We start from the raw sequence: 18,377 nt of genomic DNA on the forward strand, positions 1-18,377 counted from the left end.
TAGGCGCGCTGAGCGGCCAGCAGTCCGGTGCGGGCACGTTCATCGCCGGGGTTCTCGGCATAGGTCAGCCACTGCGACCATCGCCGATACCAGCGTCCCGATCCCGATACCCGCGGCGGAGACGTTCACCATCGCCGCGCTTTTACGATCGACCGTATCGATGATCAAGCGATTTCCTCGTCGAGGGTCTCCCGTTCGGCGCTAGTGAGTTCGTTACGGCGGCGATGGGCTTCGATGAGGGAGGCCGAGAGCATCGCGACCCAGTCTGGACTGTGGACGCTCTACTTGGGAGTCGCCTGAGCCTTGAGGTACGCGGTTGCAGGGTGGTGATGGGGTGGTTGTTCCGGGTTGTGTGTTCGGTTCGGAACCTGGGGTGCGGCTGAAGTTCCAGGAGGGTTCCGAGCTGGCGACGTGGGCAGACCTCGTCGGCGAGTTGTCTTTGACGTATCGGTGTACTGTCTCGCGGAGCATAACTGCAGCTCATGTAGGGCAGCGCCGGACCTCCGGGTCCGGCGAGAATCTCAACGAAAATCCCTCGGGGGTTATTGGATATCGCGGACGGCCAGCAGCGCCGGACCTCCGGGTCCGGCGAGAATCTCAACTGTCTCTTTCGGCCGTACCCGTCAAGGTAGAGGCCGCAGCGCCGGACCTCCGGGTCCGGCGAGAATCTCAACCTCACCCTTCGAGGCGATCAATGCGTGACCTCCGTCGCAGCGCCGGACCTCCGGGTCCGGCGAGAATCTCAACGTGGCCTGGGCGCCGCGCGCGGTCGCCTACGTGTCGCAGCGCCGGACCTCCGGGTCCGGCGAGAATCTCAACAACGTCAGGTAGCGCGCTTAGAACGGCAGCTGACCGGCAGCGCCGGACCTGCGGGTCCGGCGAGAATCTCAACGAGCCTGCGGATCTCGTCCGGGCAGCGCGCGCCGCCGGCAGCGCCGGATCTCCGGGTCCGGCGAGAATCTCAACGGTTTCGCAGATCGCGATGGCGTCGAGTGTGTCGCGGCAGCGTCGGGCCTTCGGGTCCGGCGAGAGTCTCAACCGGCCGGAGTGTCGGGTCGGCAATCGCGTCTTCGAGGCAGCGCGAGATCTCCGGGCGCAGAGAGAATTCTCGGTATTCATGGTGATGGGCGCGCAGCACCATCGAGGGTGGCGCTTCCTCGGCTGACGGAGGTCTCGACTGTTGACTTCGTTTGGAACCTCGCCGAGCCTCCGGGCTCGGCGAGAATCTCAACAAACCGCAAGGGGCGCAACCGATCCCAGGCCGCGCGGCAGCGCCGAGCCTCCGGGCTCGGCGAGAATCTCAACGCCACCGAAACCGAGGTCGACGGCGATCCCGGCTATAGCAGCGCCGAGCCTTGGGGCTCGGCGAGAATCTCAACTGGCAACAGGGATGGGCACCGGCACTCGAGCGCCTCGGCAGCGCCGAGCCTTGGGGCTCGGCGAGAATCTCAACGACAGGTAGATCGGTGCGTGCGTCCGCAGCAAAGGTGCAGCGCCGAGCCTCCGGCTCGGCAAGAATCTCAACGCCCAGCTGATCCGGCTGCTGATGACCGAGATGCTAGCGCCGAGCCTCCGGGCTCGGCGAGAATCTCAACCAGGACAGCCAGGACGTCGTCGGCGGCCGCCATCGCGCAGCGCCGAGCCTCCAGGCTCGGCGAGAATCTCAACGGCATGATGAACAGCTGCAGGAACTGGTCACCGGGCAGCGCCGAGCCTCCGGGCTCGGCGAGAGTCTCAACAGGCTCGGAAACTACGCTCACATCGAAGGCGGGGACGGCAGCGCCGAGTCTCCGGGCTCGGCGAGAATCTCAACGATCTGAAAGCGACACTCACAGAGGGTCGGCGAAGCGGGACATCGTGTTCGCAGCACAAGCAGAGTGATCCACCAGAGGATGAAGCGGCAGAAATCGTTTGGTAGGGAACAGGCTTGGTTCGACTCCTTCGGAGCCCTGTTTGGTCAGACTTTCTGGTTCGAGAAATTGTCGTTTCGGCCTTCGGTGTCAGGTTGGTTCCGCTGGGATCGGTTCATTGGCTCCCAACAGAGGATGGGGCTCGCCTGTAAGCGCGGTAAGGGCTTCGATGACCTCAGGGAGTCCGGCCTTGGTGTAGATGAGTGTGGTCCCGGATCCGGGAGCGGGTCCTGTGTGTCCGGCGTAGGCGCGCGCGACGGCGACGCCGAACTCTCGTTCCACGAAGGTCAGGGTGGTATGTCGGAACCAATGTGCGGAGACTTGAAGCGCAGCGGCCCAGCGTAATTCGGTGCGAAGACGTTGAGTGAGCGTGTCGTTGCGTCGGCGCCCCATCGCGCGGCCGTTGCGGTAGCGGAATACCCGATCGGTTTTCGTTGTGCCGCCTCGCTCGTGGACGTGCTGGACGAGATGCCGCATCAGAGTTGGTGATACCGGTTGCCATCGAAGAGTGCCTCCCTTCTCCCTGAGCCTGACTAGGCAGTGCTCGATGTTCAGATCCGCCACTCGCAGACGTAGCGCACCACCGCGGCGGCATGCCGTCTCGATGTGAAACCGGACCAGCAGCGCATCGAGTTGGCGGTCGTCACCAGTGGTCGACGCGACCCGTGCCAGTTCGTTGATCTGTTGGAGAGGGAGGGCATGGCGGGCACTCGCTAACTGCGCGGGCTTGCGTACGGCGGCGGCAGGGTTGCTGGACGGATGAATGAAGCCGTCTCGTTCGGCGTGTCGATAGAGATGCCGGATCGCGGATACGAACATGCGGGCCGCGCCTCGACCGTCCCGTGTGTTGGCGCGAACCGCCGCTTACTGACGATATTTCTCGATTACTGCCTCGATCTCGTTCGTGCTCGGACTATCTAAAACCCTGTCACCCCAATACTTTTCGAGGAACCGCCAATATGGACCGTAGTTTCGCAGTGTGCTGTCGTTGGCCCTTTCGGAGACGGTGTGGATGTAGCTCTGGAGGGTCGGCATCGGATTTGGCACTCGAGGACTCGATTGCAGGTCGGCGACGGTCAGCCCGAGACGTGATAAAAGGTGTAGTGCGGTGCTGATGTCGTCGTCGGTAGTCACGGCTTGTGCTCCCAGACGTGACGACGGTAGGCCCACAGCGCTCCGGCGACAGCCTGCTGCGGATATATCACAACGACGTCTGAGACGGGTGCTGCCGCAAGAAGGACTCGTTCGCCGGCTGTGAGGTTGCAGTCGCGTCGCACCGCGGCAGGCAGATAGAGGTGGCCATTCGTGCGAATCAAGAACCGACCCGTTTGAGAACGCCGGATGACCGGGAGCTGTCCGTCGATGGTGATCTGCAGATGATCAGCCGAGGTCCACGACAGCAGGCGGAAGAGTGATTGTTGCCGAGACGCCCACGACTGTCCAAAGTCGTGGTGGTATGGACTAACTCATCTATGGGTGTCGCTGGTAGCTCTGTAGGAAACTGAAATGGGACTGTGCCGGCCGTCTTGGCGTGTCGCTTTCGGGTATGGAACAAACCGTCGAACTGGAGGACCGGCTCACTGTCACGGTCGGATTCGCACTGGATGTCTTGCACCGCAAAGTGATCCGGCACCTGCGGGCCAGGCCGTGGTTGGGTCGTGGTGGACGCCGTGGGAAGGTCGTCGTATTTCTTGCTCTTAGGACGAGATCTCGGCGGCCTGTGGTTGTGCGTGGACGCGTGCGGGTCGGGCTGTGGCTGGGCTGGAGGGATCGAAGGCACGGGACGTTCACTTTCTGCCCGTCTAGCCTGATCACCCCAATCCATGAAACCTGAACTTCTGCGTTGGCGCCACTACCCGCTGATGTTCGACCTCCCGTTGGGGGTTCGAGTCCCCTTAGCTCCACTCGGAAATGGCCTGGTCAACGACCGGGGCCATTAGTCCTGTTGCAGGTCCGCGTCACCACGGCGGTCACCACTTGGCGCTTCTCAGGCGACACGTCGACACGTCGCCGACCCGGGAGGCTACACAATGCCCACACCACGTCCACGACCGCGCAAGGGCGGCACGGTCAGCTGGCAGGTTCCGTTCCACTACTACGACATCGACGGCCAACGTCAGCAGTCCTCGGAGACCTTCGACAACTACAGCGATGCCCAATGGTGGGCCGACCTCGCCGACAAGATCGGTATCGACCAGGCGCTCGAGGTCCTCGGGACCAAACGCGATACCGGCTCGGAAGTCGTGTCGTTGGTCGACTGGCTCAGCGCTCGAACCCGCGCCGCCGACGGAAGCGGGCCCTTTCGCCGGCGGACTCGCTCACGAACAAGGCATTTCCGTGTTGGGCACTCCGACTCGGGCCTCGCGACCACACCACCGTGCGGTCCTCTCCAGCCGAATGGTTCTGCTCGACCATGAGACTGCTTAGCTTTGGCGCCACCGTCTCAACCCCGGCGGCAGAGGACCGATTCCGCAATACCCGACTCGGACCAGCCGACTCAGATCACCCGCCAGAGCAACCAGCCCCACCACACGTCGATCGCGGACCTCATCGAGGTCGGGTCGACGCGCCCACTTCGCGGCCCTCGACCAGGACGAGGAGATCGTTTCGAGCCAACAACGGGGGATCGAGTCCGCCCTCGATGCAGAAAGCCTCGGTCTCCCACACGTGGTCAGGAGACCGAGGTACTGGAGCAAGGTGCGCGCGCTATCCCACAGGATCGGGGACAAGAACGCTGTCATCGGCAACGCCAGGTATTGCGAGGGCTCGCGTGGCGCGGTCGATGGGCGCGAGTTCGGGGATCGTCTTCTCGGAAACCTGCATCTCGTCGACCCGGCGGGCTGTGACCAGCACGCGCCGTTCCAACGACCCGATCGCGTCGTTGTACGCCGAGACCGTGGAGTCGAGGTTCTTGCCGAGTTTGGCGATGCGCTCGACGGCGCCACGCAGCCGATCGGTCATCTCCTTGCAGAGCTTGACCATCGTCTCGATGTTCTCCCTGGCCGCTTCCTGCTGTCGGAGCTGGGCGACGGTGCGCAGGAGCATGACCAGACTGGTCGGGGTGGCCAGGACGACGTTGTGCCTGCACGCGTACTCCCACAGCGCCGGATCTTGTTCCTGAGCGGCGAACAAGAACACATCTGAGGGCACGAACATGACCACGAGCTGCGGGGAGCCCTCCACCTGCTCCCAATACTCCTTGCGTCTGAGGTCATCGACATGCTTGCGGACGTGCTTGGCGTGCGCGGACAGCAGCTGGTGCCGCGCGGCGTCGTCGCGAGCCTCCTGAGCGTCGAGGAACGCTTTGAATGGCGACTTGGCGTCGACCACGATCGACATTCCGGCACCCAGTTTGACCACCATGTCAGGGCGAAGGACACCCTCCTCGTCGGTGGTGAAGCTGGGTTGTGAGAGGAAATCGACCTGGTTGAGCATCCCGGCTGCTTCCACGGCGGTTCGCAGTTGCCGCTCGCCCCATTGCCCGCGAGTGATCGGCTGGCGCAGGGCGTTGACCAGCATGCTGGTTTCCTTGCGCACCAACTCGTTGGATGCGCACACCATTTCGTTGGTGGCCCGCATCATCTGCACCTGCTCGCCGAGCGAGGCGAACATGTGCACCCGGTCCTTCTCCACCGACTGCATGAATCCGTTGACCTGCTCCAGCTTGGTGGTCAACGGCTTGACCACGTCATCGATCGCGACCCGGCGCAGATCCAGCTCACGTGCGGCAGCCTTGTCTCGTTGGTCGGCTTGCTCGGCGACCCGCTGGAGCACCTCTGGCATCGTCTGTTTCATCACCTGCGATGCCATCTGCTCGACGACCCTGTGCACCTCGGCCTGCTCGGTGCGCAGCAGGGCGACCTGCTCGTCGAACCGTCGCTTTTCTCCTGCGAGCTCCGCCTCCAGCGCGGCTCGCGCTTCGGCACCCTCACGAACTTGCTGCTGCATCACCTTCGCCTGCTCGGCGGCCGCGTCTCGTTCCCGCCGAGCATGTTCATCTGCGGCGTCACGTTCTTGCCGCATTTGCTCGGCGACCTTCTTTTCGTGCCGCGCCTGTTCCTCGGCGACCGCTGCGCGGCCACGCCCGACCATGAACCCCACACCACCGGCGAGGCCGGCCACCACGATCACCATCACCACGAACACACCAATGCCGATCAAGTCGAAACCTTCCTGAACGTCAGATGCGACCCCGACCCCTTGCGGACCGGGGAAGTGGAACCGCGACCGGCCAGCAACCCGCCGAGCCGCGCACGAACATCTACCACGACCCACCGACAAGCAGGAGCAACGTTGTCCAGCGAAAACAGATGCGTTTTCTCGTCGAGCAAGTGGAAATTCATTGTCGCCCGTGTGTTGTCGTGATGCCTTGCGCAGCCCTGGATCCGGGCTCGACGGAGGTCGGCACCCAACTGCCACACCCTTGCGGGTGTCGCTGGCATGTGGAGAATGCTGAGAATTCAGGGCAAGGGCCGCCCCAGCGTGCGTTGGCTGCCCTACTTCTGGATATTCCGACGCGCGATCGCGTGGTTGGCGATATTGGCGATGCTGTCTATCGCAGTCGCAACGCAGGGTGAGGTTCCCCGCTAATCCGGAGAGCGGATTATCTGGTTCCGGCTGGAACCTGTTGATGGTAGCTGGCTTCGAGCTCGTCCGGTGATCGCCAGCCCAGCTTCTTCTGCCTGCTTTGTGTCCGGGGAGACGTCCTGACCTGAGTTGCTGCTCGTACCAGCGGCGTGACTTGCGCAGTGCGCGGGCGCCCACTGACACCGGGTAGGTCGGCTCATGCGGTGGGGACGGTGCTGATTCGGCCCACTGGTGTCCGCGCAGCTCGGGGTTGTCGTCCACGGCGCGCTCCGGTGGCACGTTGGCGTCCACGGTGGGGGAACCGCCCGTTGCCGGTCGGGGCCGAGCCCCGCGGTATGCCTGTCGAGGGGTGAGGGGTGGTGCGGACCAGCGGTCAATCGAGTTCCGTTGGGCGCAATGTTCATGTCGCACGTACCTTTTCAAGACCTGCCATGGTTGCCTTTCCGTCTAATTGCTTGCATTTTTGTATCGCTGGCCAGGCAAATCAGAGTGAGGGTGATTGAGGAAGAGGCCTGTCGTCAGTGATCGGGCGTCGGCGTTGCCCTGCTGCGATGTGCCACTAATTTGCTACTGGCTGTTGCGCTCCGGCTTCGATGGCTACGGTGGGTTGGCGCGGGCTGTCTCGGACCGGGTGTAGCGCTCATGGCGGAACGGAGGGCTATCGGTGTGTCGCGCTAGCGTGTCGCGAGATGGATGGGCGGTGGCGCAGCGGAGGCCCGGAGTAGGGCTTGCGAATCGCGGTGACGAGTAGCACATGCTCGGATTGAGTGACGTTGGAGATGCTGAGGCTGTAGGACACGGGTTCGTCGGTTGTCGGGTCGAGTAGATGCAGTAGATCGCCGGCGTTGCGGCCGTAGGCGACGCGAATGCTGGCGGTCCAGAAGCGGACGAACTCAGGATTCTGTCCCAGAATCTGCATGAAGTGCTGGGCTTGCTCGGAGTCGCGGTAGCGGCCGAGGATGGTCTTGTGGGAGGCGACGCCCTGGCGGGCTTCGCTGGGCCAGTCGAGGAAGAAGTCTCGGGCTGGCGGCTCGAACACCCACGCCGGGATCAGCTCGGTTTCGCCGAGTCCTGGCGTTGCGGCTCGGAAGGAGTCGTTGCAGGCCAGCATGTTCCACAGGGGGTCGAGGTAGGCGGCGGGGACCCCGTGGTTGTCGAGGTCGCGCAGATGATCGATCGCGGCTGTGCTCTCGCGTACGCACTGGCGCAGGTAGTCGGTCGGAGGGAGAGCTTCGGCGGGAGCGCGCAATTCACGGAGGTGTCGCGCCATCAAGGGGTCGACATCGTAACCGTCGATCATCCTCTCGAGAGCTTCCAGCGAGGGCGGGCGGAGGTCCTTCTCGATATCGGAGAGGTAGGACCGGGAGAGGTTGTGGAGATCGTAGGCCTTGGCGAAAGTGAGCTTCCGCTCACGGCGCAGGAGTCGGCAGGTGTGGCCGAGTGTGGGGATTCTGGCCTGTGGCTGAGGTCTTCTGATCGGTGATCGGTGTGCGGGATTCTGGCTCATGCCAGGCTTCCCCCCTTCGCGATTTTGCTTCCGTTGCAGGGCTGGTCGATATACGATGAACGGTTACCCCCGAGGTGATGGTTCGTTCCTACCAGATGGGATAGCGCCCGGCAAGGGAGTTGCCAACCAAGGGCCTACACGGCGGTAGCTGACCCAGACATACTCGGACCTGCGATCCCACTCGTTCGGCATGCGGCGCCAGAAGGTTTCGCCCAGGGCGGTCAAGTAATCGAACGATCCGCAAATACCCTGCGTGCCACGGGTGGTTGCGTACCCGGCGAAAAATGTCCGATATTTCGGACAGTCGAACCCCTAGCGCTTCAACGGGTTTCAAGGTTTGGATAGAAGGGCAAGTCCGAACCGATTGAAGGGAAACAGTCTTGGACCCGTACGTGATTCTAGGTTGGGTGAACGCCGGTTTATCGGTGTTGTCCAACGGCCTGACCTTGGCAGCGCAGGCACTGACGCTCGTCCTGCCATTCATCTGACCAGTACGCCTGAGATGCGCTCTCCCAGAGGTGATCTCACCTCTGGGGGACCCTAGGCCGACGAAGCGGCCACCCCTCTCGTGACTTAGTTCACCATCTTCTCCTTTTAGCGTCGAAGGGTTATTCGGCATGCCCAAATACAGGAAATTGAGCACCTCGCAGACCATTTCCCCGGGAATGGTCAACAGGTTCGACGGTGGTCTCGGTCGGCGAATCATGTTGAGCCGTAGCGTGGTTTGCAGCAGCCGCGTGCTACTTGCCGGGGCGGTTCCCATGGCCATGGTGATCGCCGCCGCCGGTGCGGCGAGCGCCGCGGACAACCCGGCGGTCATCGCAGACCAGCCCGGGGTGACCGGGCCCGCGCAGCCGGGCACGACCCCGCCCCCGGTGCCACCCGCACCTCCGATACCCGACCCGGAGCCCGCGCCGCAACCATCACCGCCGCCGGTCGTGTACTACTCCCAGCCGCCGCAGGTCCGCAACGAAGCCCCCTCGCGCCCGGCGCCGCCGCCGGAGGCGCCGGTCGAGCCGATCCGGGTCGAGGAGCTGCATCTGCCCGAGCCGGTGGCGCCGGTCGCGCCGATCGAAGCGCCGGAGAACACGATCCGCATCGGCCAGTGGCAGACCCCGCGCCCGGAATGGGTGCCACCGCAATGCGCGGACGTGATCAACGACGCCGCTGCGGGTGCCGAGGCGCAGGTCGCGACCGCACTGGACTCGATCGGTATCCCGGCCGGGCGCTCGGACCGGGTCAGTGGCGCCACTCTGGCTGGTGCCGGGATCGGTGGTGCGGCAGGCGCGACGCTGGCCGGGGTACCCGTCGGCACCGCCGGCGCGGTCGTCGGCGGCTTGATCGGCGGCACCATCGGCGGTATCGCCGGAGCCGCGCTCGGCACCCTCGTCCCGGTACCGGTGATCGGCACCGTCACGTCGGGGGTTGCCGGGACCGCGCTCGGTGCCGCCGCCGGTGCCGCGGCGGGTGCCGTGGTGGTCGGTGTCCCGGCCGCGGCCGTCGGTGCGGTCGCCGGTGGCACCGTCGGGGCGGGTTTCGGTGCCGGAGTGGGGGTCGGTCAGCCATGAACACCTCGACCAACACCCGTGCACGCGCTGCTGCGGCTGCCGCTTCGGTGATGGCCACCGTCGGCTTGGCTGCGGCTACGACCGGCACCGGCCCTGCTTCGGCGGTGCCCATCGGGCCGGGCTGCCCGGCACTGTATGTGCTTGGCATTCAAGGCACCGGCCAGTCCTCGCCCACCGCGGATCCGCTGGCTGACACCGGTGTGGTCGGTGCTCTGATCGCGCCGGTGCTGTCGGCGGCACCGGGGTTGGTGCAGCGTAGCTACATCCCCTACGGCGCCGGATTCGGTGGGGCGGTCCCCGGCGGCGGGCCTGACCCGTACGTGGCATCGGTGAGCGATGCCCGCGCCCAGCTGGATGCCGCCGTCATCCAGATCGCCGAGCAATGCCCCGCCACCATGATCGCTGGCATCGGCTATTCCCAAGGTGCACAAGCGATGTCGTCCTTCGCCGCCGACGTCGGCGCCGGAGCCGGACCGGTCGAACCCGACCGCATCGCTGGGATTGCGTTGTACGCGCACGCCGACCGCGCGATCGGGGCCCCGATCTTCCCGGGCCGCCCCGGCCAGATGGTGCCCGACCCCGCACCGGGAACCAGCGGGGTCGCGGTGTCGGCGGTGCAGATCACCAACCCACCCGCCGCCGGTGGCGGTATCGCCGACGGTGCGACCAGCTACGGCACGCTGACCGGGCGGGTAGCCGACATCTGCACCGACGGTGACCTGGCCTGCTCGGCACCGGACCGTGCCGCACTGCTGCGCGTGGGAGCTGAGATCGCCGCCCAAGCCGACCTGCGCGACCCGATCGCCGCGCTCGGCTCGCTCAATGGCTTGTTCCACGCCGCACTCGGTGATGCGTGGACGACGGTGGTGCTCAATGACTTTCAGGTCGGCGGCGGCAACGTCGACTACGCCCCCCAGCTGCCGCTGGCCGGGCGGCTGATCGACGCCGCCGATCCCCGAATCCCCGAACCTTCCCCGGAAGAGGTTGGTGCGGCGGCGGCGCGGTGGAACGAGATCACCGCCACCGTCGCGGCGAACCCGATCGGGTTGCTACCGAAGCTTGCCGGACAGCTGGGTGCGGCGTGGGGGCAGCTGGTTGCCGACAACGCCGATCTGGTCAACCCGGCGATCTGGCTGCGTTACGCCGACACCGTCGCCCGCCACAACGGTTACGCGCTGACCGGGCAACTGAATTCGGGCGTGGCGTGGATGGTCGCCCTCGCTCACGACATCGCAGGAAGCCAATAATGACCAACCCGACATCATCTCCGGAACCCAGCATCGACGAGTTCTACACCGGCGCGCAGATTGGCTTCGAACCCAAGCCCGGCGACATACTGCGCCAGCGAAGCATCGACCTGACCGGGCTCGATGCGGCTGGGCGCGCCTGGCAGCTCGTCTACGCCAGCCGCGCCTCATTCTCCGCTCCTATCCCCGCCTCGGGAACCGTGATCACCCCAGCCAGCACCAAAGAAGCCGGTGCGAATCCGGTTCTGGTGTACTGCCCGACCTTTCACGGTCTGGGCGGGCGATGCGCGCCATCCCACCTGCTCACCGCCGGTGTCGAACCCGAAGCAGTCTTCATCAGCGCCGCCCTGACGCGTGGCTGGACCGTCGCGGTGCCCGACGGGCTCGGCTTGGGAATGACCGGGCTGGGCCCGCACCAATTCCTTGCCGGGCGCGCCGCTGCCCACGCAGTCTTGGACTTGGCCCGCGCGACTCGTCTGCTGCCTGAAGCCGAGGCAGTTGATGCACCGATCGTGGCGTGGGGATATGCAGACGGCGGGCGCGGCGCGGTCTGGGCCGCCGAACACCAGCCCCAGTACGCGCCCGAACTGGACCTGCGCGGTGTCGCCGCCGGTGCGGTGGTCGCTGATCCCGGCGCCCTCGTCGACAGGATCGACGGCGGAGCATGGGCAGGGCTGGCGCTGGCCGGTCTTACCGGACTGGGCCGCGCGTACGCGCATTTGCCGGTCGGGCACATCCTCACCGACGACGGTCAGCAAACCGTGGCCGCGGCGGCCGGCCTTGATGTCCTCATGCTGCTGGGTACTTACCGTGACCTGCCGCTGGCCCGCTGGTGCGAACGCCCGGATCCCTGGAACGACCCGATCTGGCGCTATGTGCTGGCCAACGAAACCGGTGCACGGGAAACCCCGGAGGTGCCAGTGCATCTTTACCACGGAACCGAAGACACCCTCATCCCGGTCGGGACAGGGAGGCAGCTGTTCGCCGAATACCGCGCCCTCGGCGTTGATTTGAACTGGCGTGAATACCCCTGTGGCCACCGCGGTGCCGCCCAAGCTGGCGCCGGAGAAGCCATCAACCGGCTGGCCAGCTACCTAATGCGCCGCCCTACCGCGCGCTCGGCTCCCCAGTCCACCTGAATCGCCTGCCCGCACCCCAGGACCCCTCGCCGCGGGTGCGGGCAGGCACACCAGCCACCACCAACGCCGAGGTACCACCATGCAGCGCAACTACTTTCACACTCCCACGGCGGTGATGAGCCGTGCTCTGGCGGTGACGGCGACGGTGGCCGCGATCGCGACGGCGCAGCAAACGAGCGCCAGCGCGGACACCGACGTACCGATCGCCGCGAACTGTCCGAGCCTGTATGTCTTCGGTGTCCAGGGCAGCGAGGAATCCTCGGCGGCCGGGGTGAGCACCAGTGACTCGGGTGCGCTGGGGCAGGTGTTCGGACCGCTGATCGCCACGGCCGGAGAGGTCGTGCAGCGCGCCTACGTCCCCTATGGCCGCAGTGCCGACGGACAACAGCTGCCTTACGACCACGCCGTGGCTGCGGCGGCCGAGCGGCTCGAGCAGATGGCGGCCGAGGTCGTGACCCGCTGCCCGGACACCAAGATCGCCGCAGTCGGCTACGCCCATGGTGCCCCGGCGGTCTCACAGTTCGCCCACCGCGTCGGAACCGGCACCGCCGAGGTCGACGCGCAACAGGTCGCGGCAGTGGCGTTGCTGGCCAACCCGACACGGACAGCAGGCACATCGGTGCTGCCTGGCCTGCCGGCCACAACACCAGCTCCGGCCCCCGGCACGGGCGGGGAGAAGGTCTCGGCGATCACCCTGACCAACCCGCCCCTGGCGGGGGCGGGAATCAGCGCAGCCCGGCACTCGGTCGGGTACGGGGTGTTGACCGGTCGGGTCGCGGATCTGTGTGTGCCCGGCGATGCCACCTGCGATGCTCCGGTCGGCGCAGCGCTGACGACCACGGTGGCCAACATCGCCGCGCGATCGGACCTGCGCGACCCGATCACGGCGATTTCCACTGTCGCTGAAGCGATGTCGACGACGATTTACTCGACCGCGGTGGATGTGGTCAACGAAGATCTCACCGGCACGAGCCTGGACCAGCTCTCCTACGACCCGGCAAAACCCCTTGGCCAGCGCCTGGCCGAAGCCTCCCAACCGAACGCGACCGCACCTGCTGGCCACGAAGCGCTGGCGGCGCTGTTCAAGATCGGCACGATCGGGCTGAACGCGGTGGTGTCGGTGGCACAGAAGGTGTTCACGCCCGCTACCGTCGCCGAGCTGGCGGCCGTCGGGCTGGCCAACCCCTGGGCGGCGGTCGCGGCGCTGGGCGCAAAGCTGGCTGGAGCGGTGGTGGAGCTGGTGCCGCCGCAGACCGCGGTGGGCTGGGTCAACGACGCCTTCGAGGCGATCACCTCCACGATCACCGACCCGAGCCAGCTCTACACCGTGGCTGCCTCGGCCCAATACAGCGACACCACCGGCCGCCACGGCTCCTACCGCACGGTCGCCTCCACCCCGGATGGTCGCTCGGTCCTGGCCGTGACCGCCGACTGGATCGCCGCGGTGGCCGACGACCTCGCCGCCACAACCTCCCGGCCAGCTCCCGGTGCGCCCAAGCCCCGCCCCAGCACTACGACCATGACTCCGCCGACCACAGCCACCGTGACCAGCACCGCGCCGACGGCGGCAACGACGCCGCCCGGCGGGCCCTAGACCCCTTCGGGCGGAAAGGCCGAATCAGACGACCAATTCAACCTTCCTGCCGCCTGATTCTCCGGGGCAGATCCGCCCGAAGGGCCATTCCCGGCATCGCTGCCGCAATTCAAGGAGGTGAACATCCCCCATGTCGAATACACAACCCTGCACCTGTACCCGGCCGAGCGCGGCTCAGCGTGGTTGCAATCCATCGACTTTGGAGGGCTTGGATGCAGGGCCATCCGAGACCGGAGACTTCACCCGTCAGCGTGAAACACGCTCATCAGCTGCTCCGTCGACGCGCCTGAGCGCTGCGGCTTCGACGCGGAGCGCAGAAACCACTCCAACCAGTAGCGCGCCAGCGGCGACGGCCACGCCGCCGGGCGCGCCCTGATCCCCTTCGGGCGGGAGCCTCAGCCAGCTAGGGGCCCGTCTAGCACTGATCCGGCACTCCCGCCCGAAGGGCCCCAAATGATCACCTTGAACCGCACACCGAGGAGGTGGGCACCCGACATGACCGACAACCACACCCACCGCCAGGAAGCTGATCCCCATCCCGAACAGGGCTGGGGATGGTTGGAGACCGCCGAACCGGCTGTGCTGCAGGCGTTTCCAACGAACAACGCCGAACGTCACGCGCACGGGAGCACGAACGAGTGGCAGTGGATCGCACACCCACCCGCTGCCATAGACACCGCCGCTACACCGCCACGCCGCGCCCGGCTGCCACGCAGGGCCTGGATCGCCGTGGTCGCTGCACTCGGTGTCGCTGGGGTGCTGGTGGTTGCGGGCATCGTCTCGATCGCCGACCGCGACTACACCGCCGCAGTGATCCCGACCGTGACGGCGAGCCCACCGGCAGCGACCTCGACCTCGGCGGTTGGTGCGTGTGCGGGGTTGTCGGGGCAGACCGTGACCGACGGAGCGGGCGACACCGGGAGTGCGGCAGGGGTGATCGCGGCGTTCGAACACGCCTACTACGTGCAACGCGACCACGAGGCCGCACTGCGGCTGGTAGCGCCTGAGATCGGGATCGTGCCCGAAGCGCTGGCCGTCGGGATCGCTTCCATCCCGGCGGGCACCACCCACTGCGTGGCGATCACCCCGATCGCCCCGGGCACAGCCGAGGTGCACCTGGTCGAGCTACACCCGAACGGGCAGCGCATCGACTACCTGCAACTGATCAACCTCGCGCACCACCCAGACCGCGGCGCCATGGTCATCACCAACATCCAGAAGCGGGGCTGACGATGGCCGCACCGCTTGGACTCAACGCCGACCACCACCCGCACTACCCGGCCCAGGGCCGCCGCATCGATCCCGCCACGGTCAGCGCTCCCCCGCGTGAGCGAAGGGCGCCGGTACGTGAGACACCGTTGCCGATCACCGGCCCCCATCCGCCGCTTTGGGCGGTGCTGGGCGCGCACGGCGGCGCCGGGGCCTCGACCTTGGCGCGGTGGTGGGCTCCGGCCGCCGACAGCGGGCTGGCCTGGCCGGGTTCACCGTTGACGACCCAACGTGTGCTGATCGCGGCTCGACTGTGCATGCCGGGGTTGACCGCGGCGGCGGAGCGGCTGCGGGAATACCACGCCGGACTCGCACCCCCTGGTGTCACCGTAATCGGGCTGGCGCTGACCGCAGCTCGGCCGGGGAAGGTGCCCGCAGTGGTGCGCCGGTATCGCAGCGTCGTCGCCGAGCTGGCCGAGACGGTCTACGAGATCGACTGGCACGACGAACTCATCGTCCGCGAGCTGACCGAGCTGGCGCAGTACCTGCCGTTCGACCCACCACCGCCGCCGCGGCGTCGGCGTCCCGCGCTGACCGAGGCGGTGCCCGCCGACGTGCACGCCGCGGGCACACAGATCATCACCCATCTCGCCGCCACAAAGAAAGTTTCTGCGGCACAACCTGATTCGGAGACCATGTCATGACCACCGCCTACGCGGTCGGCGAGACGCTGACCGTCCTCGCACAAGAAATACGGATCACCCCCACCGAGCCGCCGGGTGCACCAGCACTGACCAACCTGGTCAACTACCTGTCTTGGCTGGTCATGCTCGCCGGCATCGCTGCTCTGATCTACGCAGGCGGCAAATTCGGCTGGGAACGATTCCACGGCGGCGCGGTCGAGTCACCCAAGATCATCCTCGCCGCGCTGGTCGGCGGCATCATCGCCACCAGCGCCGGAACGATCATGAACGCCGTCGTCACCGCCCGATAGCCATGGCCGAGTTCGGAATTCACCCCGCCAGCCCGATCGGTGCGTATCGAGACGCCAGCGCGCTACCGCTATCGACCTCGGGCGGGGAATCGCTGGCAGTGACACGCCTCGGCCCGGCCTCCTCACCGGCGAGCGTGGTCTACGTCCACGGCATGCTGGCTGACTCCCGTTACTGGACGCCGCTGGTCGAACACCTGCATGCGCGTCTCGACGGCGCGATCACCCAGATCGTCTACGACCAGCGCGGTCACGGTCACTCCCCACGCCCGACTGGGGGAGGGGGCATGGGGTTGGCGGTGTTCCTCGAGGACCTGGATACGGTGGTTGCCCACGCGCCCGGTGCGGTGGTGTTGGTAGCGCACTCGGTGGCGATATCGCTGGCAACCGCGTGGGTCGCGCGCTATCGCCCGCGCGCCCGCACGCTGGCAGGGCTCGTACTATTCAACGGCTGCCCCGACTTCCCGCCGCGGCTGCCGTCGGTGATGTCCGCCGGTCGCGCGACACGACGCCGATTTCTCCGCCGCGGCCAGCGCGTCGCCGACCTACTCAGCTCCGGCATCGCCGACGCTGTCGCGGGCGAAGGCAACCTCGACGCCGCACTGGATGTGCTGGCCGCCTACGGGCGATTGCCCCTCACCGAAGACGCGACCAGCACGCTGCGAAGCATCCCGACCTGGGTGCTGGCCGGTCGAGAAGACCCGGTCGTGGCCGCTGGCAGCGCTGCGCGGTTGGCCGAACAGATCTGGGCCGACTTCGACAGCGTGCCCGACGCTGGGCATTCCCTGCCCTTCATCGACCCGGTTCGCGCCGCCGCGCCGGTCCTGGCCGCCCTCGAAGTCGCCTACCGCAGCCAACGCCAGGACGGTGTCCCGTGGTGATCGCCGAACCCCTTCCCCCGCAGGTGATCTCACCGCTGACGCAGGTGCTGAGCTGGTTTGCCTGGCTGGTGATGCTGCTGTGCGTCGCGCGCGCGGTCTGGGTCGGTGGCCTGCTGGCCATTCGTAGCTACCGCGAGGAAAGCCTCGAAGGACTCCTCGGCGCCCTGCTTGGTGCCGCCGTGCTCGGCGCGGCCAGCTCGATCGCCATCGCCGTCCTACCCAACTGACGATCCTCAGGAGAACCCCATTGTGAACCCCACCAGCCGATACCGCCTCGGCGTCCTCGCCGTGGTCGCCTTCACCGGACCGATCGCCGCCGCCGGACTCTTGGCTTGCAGCAGCACCGAACCCACCGCATCGAACCCAGAGACCTCGGCCGCGGTCGCGACCGCACCGACCGGATTGCACTGGCAGTCCTTCCAGGGCCTGGAACTGCCGGTGACCGATCAAGGGCCACAACACGCGGACGGGGCGGTTGTTCGCGGGTTCGAGCGCTCCCCGGCCGGTGCCGCGCTGGCCGCAGTCCACGCCAGTGTGCGGATGTCGATCGCCCTCGACAGCGCCTGGGCCGCGGTGGGCCAGCAAATGCTCGCACCCGGCCCCGGCCGCGACGCTTGGGCGACCGCGCGCGCCCAGATCTCGATCACCGCCCCGATCACCGAGGGCGCCCCGAAACTCCTGGGCTACCGAGTAACCCGCTACACCCCCGATGCCAGCGACATCGAGGTCTACAGCCTGCATCCGGACAACTCCGCCACCTGCCACGACACCCAGGTGCTGTGGCAGCGCGAGGACTGGCGACTGCACCTGCCCGAGAACCCGACCACCAGCCCAATCACCGCAGTGACATCCCCGCCGACCGACATGGTCGCCTTCACGCCCCGCTGAGGAGAACCGCGCGATCATGAAATCCCAACGCCTACTGATCATCCTGCTCGTCAGCATCACCGTCGTCGTCATCGCCGCGTTCGTGCTCACCGTCACCCGCGACAACCCCGGCGCCCGCGACATCCCCACCGACCCCGGCCACGGCCCCACCGAACGCACCTACCCCGAACCGACACCAACGCCAACACCGCCGCTGCCGCCGAGCAGCGACCTGTTCGGCAACCGCCTCGAAACCCCGGCATCTGAAACCGGTGTCATACTGCCCCAGGACTTCACTGCCCGGCCCGACCCGGCGCGCCCCGACTACCTGAGCGCGGCACCGGCGAGGATGCAGTGGCAGCGCGGATGGGGCGGTGCGGCGTTGCCGTTCTCGGGCAGCGACGGCCCCACCGCGGTCTTCGACGGTGTCGCGATCGCGTTCGCGCGCACACCGCAGGGCGCGGCGCTGGCCGCGTTCGACGCGATGGCACGGGCGCTATCCGCGCCGGAAGGCGTCTGGCAGCAGGTGGTGCGCGAGCGCTACTACGGCGGCGGCCAAGACCTGCTGGACCGATTCGCCCGATCCCGCCGCACCATCGGAGCGGCCCGCTACGTCGTGGTCCCCGACGGCGTGCGGATCCAACCCGGCTACGCCGACGACTTAGCCGTCGTCGAGTTCGCCACCCGCGACGACATCGGCTACACGGTCGCGACTTGGCCGATGACCTGGATCGACGGCGACTGGCGCGTCCGCGTAACCGACAACATCGAAACCCTCTGGGGGGCAGGGACTTCGGTAGCAACCTTGACCGGATTCGGGTCATGGAAGGGACAGCCATGACCCACCGCCTCATCGCCTACGCCCCCCGCGGATCCG

15 protein-coding genes and 1 CRISPR repeat array are annotated in these 18,377 nt (G+C 66.8%); of the genes, 12 read left to right on the forward strand and 3 right to left on the reverse strand.

Going from position 1 to position 18,377, the window contains the following annotated elements; all coding sequences use genetic code 11:
* Positions 1 to 489 precede the first annotated feature (489 nt).
* A CRISPR array of direct repeats spans positions 490 to 1,040; the repeat unit is 37 nt; unit sequence GCAGCGCCGGACCTCCGGGTCCGGCGAGAATCTCAAC.
* A gap of 960 nt (positions 1,041 to 2,000) precedes the next feature.
* A complete protein-coding gene (locus NL1_RS10650) occupies positions 2,001 to 2,729 on the reverse strand; it encodes a tyrosine-type recombinase/integrase (protein WP_218024387.1) in 729 nt (242 codons plus the stop codon).
* A gap of 1,211 nt (positions 2,730 to 3,940) precedes the next feature.
* On the opposite strand from NL1_RS10650, the gene NL1_RS10655 reads away from it, so the two are divergent.
* On the forward strand, positions 3,941 to 4,327 hold the full coding sequence (locus NL1_RS10655) for a hypothetical protein (protein WP_067837237.1): 387 nt from the start codon (positions 3,941 to 3,943) through the stop codon (positions 4,325 to 4,327).
* Positions 4,328 to 4,616: 289 nt separating this feature from the next.
* Here the strand turns inward: NL1_RS10655 and NL1_RS10660 are convergent, their stop codons facing one another.
* Entirely contained in the window at positions 4,617 to 6,788 is a 2,172-nt protein-coding gene (locus NL1_RS10660) for a DNA recombination protein RmuC (protein ID WP_156094789.1), read from the reverse strand.
* A 367-nt stretch (positions 6,789 to 7,155) separates the two neighbouring features.
* Positions 7,156 to 8,004: a helix-turn-helix domain-containing protein gene (locus NL1_RS10665; protein WP_067837242.1), complete on the reverse strand. Its 849-nt coding sequence runs from the start codon at positions 8,002 to 8,004 to the stop codon at positions 7,156 to 7,158.
* 761 nt (positions 8,005 to 8,765) lie between these two features.
* On the opposite strand from NL1_RS10665, the gene NL1_RS10670 reads away from it, so the two are divergent.
* From NL1_RS10670 to NL1_RS10725, 11 genes are all read left to right on the forward strand, one after another.
* Positions 8,766 to 9,572: a hypothetical protein gene (locus NL1_RS10670; protein ID WP_067837244.1), complete on the forward strand. Its 807-nt coding sequence runs from the start codon at positions 8,766 to 8,768 to the stop codon at positions 9,570 to 9,572.
* On the forward strand, positions 9,569 to 10,819 hold the full coding sequence (locus NL1_RS10675) for a cutinase family protein (RefSeq protein WP_245673179.1): 1,251 nt from the start codon (positions 9,569 to 9,571) through the stop codon (positions 10,817 to 10,819). Before NL1_RS10670 ends, NL1_RS10675 begins: the two co-directional genes overlap by 4 nt.
* Positions 10,819 to 11,958 (forward strand): lipase family protein, encoded by a 1,140-nt coding sequence (locus NL1_RS10680; protein ID WP_067837247.1) that lies wholly within the window; start codon positions 10,819 to 10,821, stop codon positions 11,956 to 11,958. Before NL1_RS10675 ends, NL1_RS10680 begins: the two co-directional genes overlap by 1 nt.
* 79 nt (positions 11,959 to 12,037) lie before the next feature.
* Positions 12,038 to 13,552: a cutinase family protein gene (locus NL1_RS10690; protein ID WP_084510468.1), complete on the forward strand. Its 1,515-nt coding sequence runs from the start codon at positions 12,038 to 12,040 to the stop codon at positions 13,550 to 13,552.
* Positions 13,553 to 14,047: 495 nt separating this feature from the next.
* On the forward strand, positions 14,048 to 14,782 hold the full coding sequence (locus NL1_RS10695) for a DUF8176 domain-containing protein (RefSeq protein WP_067837256.1): 735 nt from the start codon (positions 14,048 to 14,050) through the stop codon (positions 14,780 to 14,782).
* Between the two features lie 2 nt (positions 14,783 to 14,784).
* Entirely contained in the window at positions 14,785 to 15,465 is a 681-nt protein-coding gene (locus tag NL1_RS10700; RefSeq protein WP_084510469.1) for a hypothetical protein, read from the forward strand.
* The gene (locus tag NL1_RS10705) at positions 15,462 to 15,755 is read left to right on the forward strand and encodes a hypothetical protein (protein WP_067837259.1); all 294 of its coding nucleotides are present in this window, start codon (positions 15,462 to 15,464) and stop codon (positions 15,753 to 15,755) included. Before NL1_RS10700 ends, NL1_RS10705 begins: the two co-directional genes overlap by 4 nt.
* 98 nt (positions 15,756 to 15,853) lie before the next feature.
* Positions 15,854 to 16,633 carry an alpha/beta fold hydrolase gene (locus tag NL1_RS10710; RefSeq protein ID WP_162272711.1) on the forward strand — a complete coding sequence of 260 codons (780 nt, stop codon included), beginning with the start codon at positions 15,854 to 15,856 and terminating at the stop codon, positions 16,631 to 16,633.
* A complete protein-coding gene (locus tag NL1_RS10715; protein ID WP_067837266.1) occupies positions 16,627 to 16,860 on the forward strand; it encodes a hypothetical protein in 234 nt (77 codons plus the stop codon). The genes NL1_RS10710 and NL1_RS10715 overlap by 7 nt, the downstream gene beginning before the upstream one ends.
* Positions 16,861 to 16,882: 22 nt before the next feature.
* Positions 16,883 to 17,521: a DUF8175 domain-containg protein gene (locus tag NL1_RS10720; RefSeq protein ID WP_084510470.1), complete on the forward strand. Its 639-nt coding sequence runs from the start codon at positions 16,883 to 16,885 to the stop codon at positions 17,519 to 17,521.
* 16 nt (positions 17,522 to 17,537) lie between these two features.
* Positions 17,538 to 18,341 carry a DUF8175 domain-containg protein gene (locus tag NL1_RS10725; RefSeq protein ID WP_067837268.1) on the forward strand — a complete coding sequence of 268 codons (804 nt, stop codon included), beginning with the start codon at positions 17,538 to 17,540 and terminating at the stop codon, positions 18,339 to 18,341.
* Positions 18,342 to 18,377: the final 36 nt, after the last annotated feature.

This window comes from Nocardia lijiangensis NBRC 108240 (genome assembly GCF_001613045.1).
Taxonomy (GTDB): Bacteria; Actinomycetota; Actinomycetes; order Mycobacteriales; family Mycobacteriaceae; genus Nocardia; species Nocardia lijiangensis.